At 61.5% G+C, this 3,986-nt stretch carries 3 protein-coding genes, 3 tRNA genes and 1 pseudogene; 2 read left to right on the top strand and 5 right to left on the bottom strand.

Going from position 1 to position 3,986, the window contains the following annotated elements:
• Nucleotides 1-71: 71 nt before the first annotated feature.
• Both ACESMD_RS10850 and ACESMD_RS10855 read left to right on the top strand, forming a co-directional pair.
• Nucleotides 72-266, top strand: a pseudogene (locus ACESMD_RS10850) (transposase); the annotation flags it as partial.
• Nucleotides 267-288: 22 nt separating this feature from the next.
• Nucleotides 289-1,290: an IS110 family transposase gene (locus ACESMD_RS10855; RefSeq protein ID WP_372613048.1), complete on the top strand. Its 1,002-nt coding sequence runs from the start codon at nucleotides 289-291 to the stop codon at nucleotides 1,288-1,290.
• Between the two features lie 363 nt (nucleotides 1,291-1,653).
• On the opposite strand, the gene ACESMD_RS10860 is transcribed toward ACESMD_RS10855, so the two are convergent.
• The 5 genes from ACESMD_RS10860 to ACESMD_RS10880 all read right to left on the bottom strand — a co-directional run bounded on the left by ACESMD_RS10860 (nucleotide 1,654) and on the right by ACESMD_RS10880 (nucleotide 3,915).
• Nucleotides 1,654-1,728 (bottom strand) — tRNA-Thr (locus tag ACESMD_RS10860).
• Nucleotides 1,729-1,757: 29 nt separating this feature from the next.
• Nucleotides 1,758-1,831, bottom strand: a tRNA-Gly gene (locus ACESMD_RS10865).
• A gap of 58 nt (nucleotides 1,832-1,889) precedes the next feature.
• A tRNA-Tyr gene (locus ACESMD_RS10870) sits at nucleotides 1,890-1,973 on the bottom strand.
• A gap of 122 nt (nucleotides 1,974-2,095) precedes the next feature.
• Nucleotides 2,096-2,935: a type III pantothenate kinase gene (locus tag ACESMD_RS10875; RefSeq protein WP_372613044.1), complete on the bottom strand. Its 840-nt coding sequence runs from the start codon at nucleotides 2,933-2,935 to the stop codon at nucleotides 2,096-2,098.
• Nucleotides 2,932-3,915 carry a biotin--[acetyl-CoA-carboxylase] ligase gene (locus ACESMD_RS10880; protein WP_372613046.1) on the bottom strand — a complete coding sequence of 328 codons (984 nt, stop codon included), beginning with the start codon at nucleotides 3,913-3,915 and terminating at the stop codon, nucleotides 2,932-2,934. Before ACESMD_RS10880 ends, ACESMD_RS10875 begins: the two co-directional genes overlap by 4 nt.
• Nucleotides 3,916-3,986: the final 71 nt, after the last annotated feature.

A 3,986-nucleotide genomic window follows, 5' to 3' on the forward strand; every position in this document is an offset into this window, starting at 1 on the left:
CTATAGTGGACCCCAATATCCGGACAGTGGTTTAAGCTGTAGCCGAGCCTTCGAATTGGGATGACATCGAGATGAGCGAGAAGCGAAAGCGGAATTCGTACAGCCCTGAATTCAAGGCGAAAGTCGGATTAGAGGCCATTTACGGGGTCAAGACCGTGAACGAGATCGGCCAAGCCTACGGGGTCCATCCCGTCCAGGTGGGCCAGTGGAAGAAGGCCATTCTGGATCAAGCCGGCATGTTCTTCGAGGGCAAGCGAGATCCCCAACGAGCCCAAGGCTATCGACACACTGGTCCGTCAGCTCAGTCAGCGCTTCGACGGTCAGCCGCTGCTGTTCAGCTATGAAGCCGGGCCCTGTGGCTATGGCCTTTACCACCAGGTCATCGCCTGCGGCCATGACGGTGAGGTGGTGGCGCCGGCGCTGATCCCGCGCAAGGTCGGGGATCGCGTCAAGACCGACCGGCGTGATGCCCAGATGCTGGCCCGACTGTCACGGTCAGGCGAGCTGACGCCGGTGTGGGTGCCTACCCCGGAGCAGGAGGCGGTCCGCGATCTGACGCGGGCCCGGGAGGACATGAAGGCCATCGAGCTCAAGGCACGACAGCGGCTGGGCGCCTTCCTGTTGCGTCATGGCAAGCGCTACGCCGGCAAGAGCAAGTGGACCCAGGCGCACTTCCGTTGGCTGGAGACGGTCCGCTTCGACACCCCGGTTCAGCAGATCGTACTGGAGGAGTATCTCGCTGCCGTGAAGGACGCCCAGCGCCGAGTGGCCGGGCTGGAAGCGCAGATGCGTGAGGTGTTGCCGACCTGGTCCCTGGCGCCGGTGGTCGAGGCACTGATGGCGATGCGCGGGATCAGCGTGATCACGGCCATGACGGTGCTCGCCGAGTTGGGTGATATCAGCCGTTTCGATTCGCCCCGGCAGCTGATGGCCTACCTGGGCTTGGTACCCAGCGAGCACTCTAGCGGCGGCAGTCGGCGCCAGGGCGGGATCACCAAGACCGGCAACGGCCATGTGCGACGCGTGCTGGTCGAGGCCGCCTGGAGCTATCGCTTCCCGGCGCGCAAGACGCGCGTCATCCAGCAGCGGGCGGAGAAGACCTCGCCAACGGTCCAGGCTATCGCCTGGGAGGCACAGAAACGCCTGTGCGGGCGCTACCACCGGCTAGCCGGCACGGGCAAGGTCACGCAGCAGGTCATCACCGCGGTGGCGCGAGAGCTGGTCGGCTTCCTGTGGGCCATCGCTTGCGAGGCGATGGGCAAACCGCATGGAAGCCGGGCCACGGCATGACGGCCGCGTCCCAGTGCCTAGGTGTCAGGGAGCGTCGGGCCGGTAGGAGAACCCCTGAGGCTCCTATGAGGCCCCCGCCCTCCGGGGTGGGGTGACCCTCGAATGTAGAACAGGGTAGCTCCGCGACGAAGTGATAACAGGTCGGTAACCAACCCACGAATACCAGAGAGATCCACCGTCGCTGATAGCCCTTCGCTTCCTGACCCGTGGGCATTGAGGACAACCACATACAACAGAGACAACCGAACCCTTGACAGGTCAATCCATACCAGGAGCACTGCTCTCCGATTACTGACCCGGCCACCAACCAAAAAAACCGCCACTCGGAATAATCCGTAAGTGGCGGTTTTTCTTACTTCAATATGGAGCTCATGGACGGATTTGAACCGTCGACCTCACCCTTACCAAGGGTGTGCTCTACCCCTGAGCTACATGAGCATCGTTCATAGGTATCGTGCATGGATACCTGGAGCGGGCAGCGGGAATCGAACCCGCATCATCAGCTTGGAAGGCTGAGGTTCTACCATTAAACTATGCCCGCTAACCCACTCTTTCATGCCTTGATCCACGTTCGAGAAGGCGAGGATGTCGGCAAAATCTGGTGGAGGGGGAAGGATTCGAACCTTCGAAGCTTTCGCGGCAGATTTACAGTCTGCTCCCTTTGGCCACTCGGGAACCCCTCCAGCAAGGCGAAGATGTTACCATCTTCAGTTCCGCTGTCAAGTTACTGTTTTTTCTGCCTTCCTGGGAATCTTTTCAGCAGGCCGACACACAGTGCTTCCTCTGCAGAACGCGGCGCATTGTGTCAAAGCAGCATCGAGAACGCAAGTCCAGCACGGATTTTCCCCAGGGCCGCGGGCACCGGCACACGGGGGGCGCCGGACATCCGCCCCGCCCGCTCCGACGCTGTCAACGGAAAACAGGCCTCAAGTCCACCATAGACCATGTCCGGCCAGACCCCGTGGGGCACATGGATACCCCGTGAAACGACGCGGGCATCGCCTCCTGTCAACAGAAGCGGCAGTGCCACGCCTTCACGATCACAGACTTCGCAGTAGATCCGGTTCACCGCACTGACGGCGGCCATGTAGATGCCATGGTTCACCGCTTCCACGGTACGCCGTCCCGGCAAGAGCAGCTCTTCCGCCTCAGTGTCAGGATCGATCGCCACGTTCCGGGTACCCAGCTGAAGACTCTCCTTCATCAAGCGCAGGCCGGGTACGATATAGCCCCCCAGGTGGCGTCCACCGGGAAGAACGAAATCGATGGTGATCGCACTGCCACAATCCACACTGCAGCAGCCTCCCGCCAGCTGGTAAGCGGCCAGCACGCCCATCCAGCGGTCGACTCCCAGACGTCCTGTCTCCAGATAGCCATTGGTGACCCCCAAGGCTTCGGGAGTGGAACGCGCCACATGCACCAACCCAACCTCGCTACGCAACAATTCCACCGTCTGATCCAGTACCGACCGGCGAGCCACACTCGCGATCCGCACGGCCTCGACCACGTCAAGATCGGGGATATCGGCCCCCGGTCGCCACTCCTCACGTGTCCAGACAGCACCGCGGGAGCGAATCTCGCTGCTGTCTCTATCCTTGAGTCGCCACTTGGAAAGGGTGTTACCGATGTCGAGATCCAGGATCATGGACGCCCACGCACGCTGATTTCACCACCCGAAAGTCTCAGCCGATCATCATGCTGCCGTATCCAGAGACCACCCAGGGCATCGACTTCCTCGGCCACACCCGTCTCCTGTCGTTCTCCCATGACGATATCGACCTCGCATCCGGAAAAGGCGTGGCGCGCGTTCCACTCCTCTTGCCAGGCCGCGAAGCCGTCTTCCTCGAATCTCGCCATCAAGGGCAACAGGGCATCGAGCAGCTGAACCGCCAGCAGATGTCGCGACAGATCAGGCGCCTGATCATGGACGGCCGCCACCGGCTGATCAATACCGGCCCGGAAGCTGTTCGGGAGATCGACATTGACGCCCATGCCCACCACCGCCTCACAGGGCCCTGCCGCATCTCCACTCATTTCCACCAGTATGCCGGCCAACTTGCCGAGCTTGCCTTCCGCCGTCTTCAGCAATACATCATTGGGCCATTTCAGGAGGGGGCGTGCGCCATGTCGCTCCAGCACCCTTGCCAGCACCACGCCAATCGCCAGACTCAGCCCCTCGAGTCCCGACACCCCCGATTCGAAACGCCACCCCAGGGAAAACATCAAGGTTCGTCCCCAGGGCGTGATCCAGGGTCGACCCCTTCGGCCTCGTCCGGCACTCTGTTGCTCGACAAGACAGACCTCAGCGTGACCCCCACCCCGAGAAAAGCGATCCCGCAGGAAGGCGTTGGTTGACGGCAGCGTATCCTCCGAGTACAGCTGCGATAAATACTGGCCGGCGTTGTCGGACAATTCCTCGACGATACGATCACCATCCAGTAACTCAAGGGGCTCTGCCAGCCGATATCCCTGACCCTTGACGGCTTCCATTTCTATGCCCAGCAACTCGAGTTTCTTCAGTTGTTTCCAGACGGCCGCACGCGACACGCCGAACGCCTCTCCCAGCTGCTCGCCGGAATGGAACTCGCCGTCGCTCAACAGGCGGATCAGGTCACCGATGGTCATGCCTCACGCCCCTGACGGGAAAAGGCTCATTCTAGCGGAACTCGGCCAGCCCCGGAAATCCGTTGCCCCCA

The sequence above is a fragment of the Halomonas sp. genome (genome assembly GCF_041689495.1).
Taxonomy (GTDB): domain Bacteria; phylum Pseudomonadota; class Gammaproteobacteria; order Pseudomonadales; family Halomonadaceae; genus Halomonas.

Bases quoted from the DNA above. Each gene is read 5' to 3' on its own strand.
- ACESMD_RS10875 (WP_372613044.1), bottom strand. From the start codon at position 2,935: ATGATCCTGGATCTCGACATCGGTAACACCCTTTCCAAGTGGCGACTC.
- ACESMD_RS10880 (WP_372613046.1), bottom strand. From the start codon at position 3,915: ATGACCATCGGTGACCTGATCCGCCTGTTGAGCGACGGCGAGTTCCAT.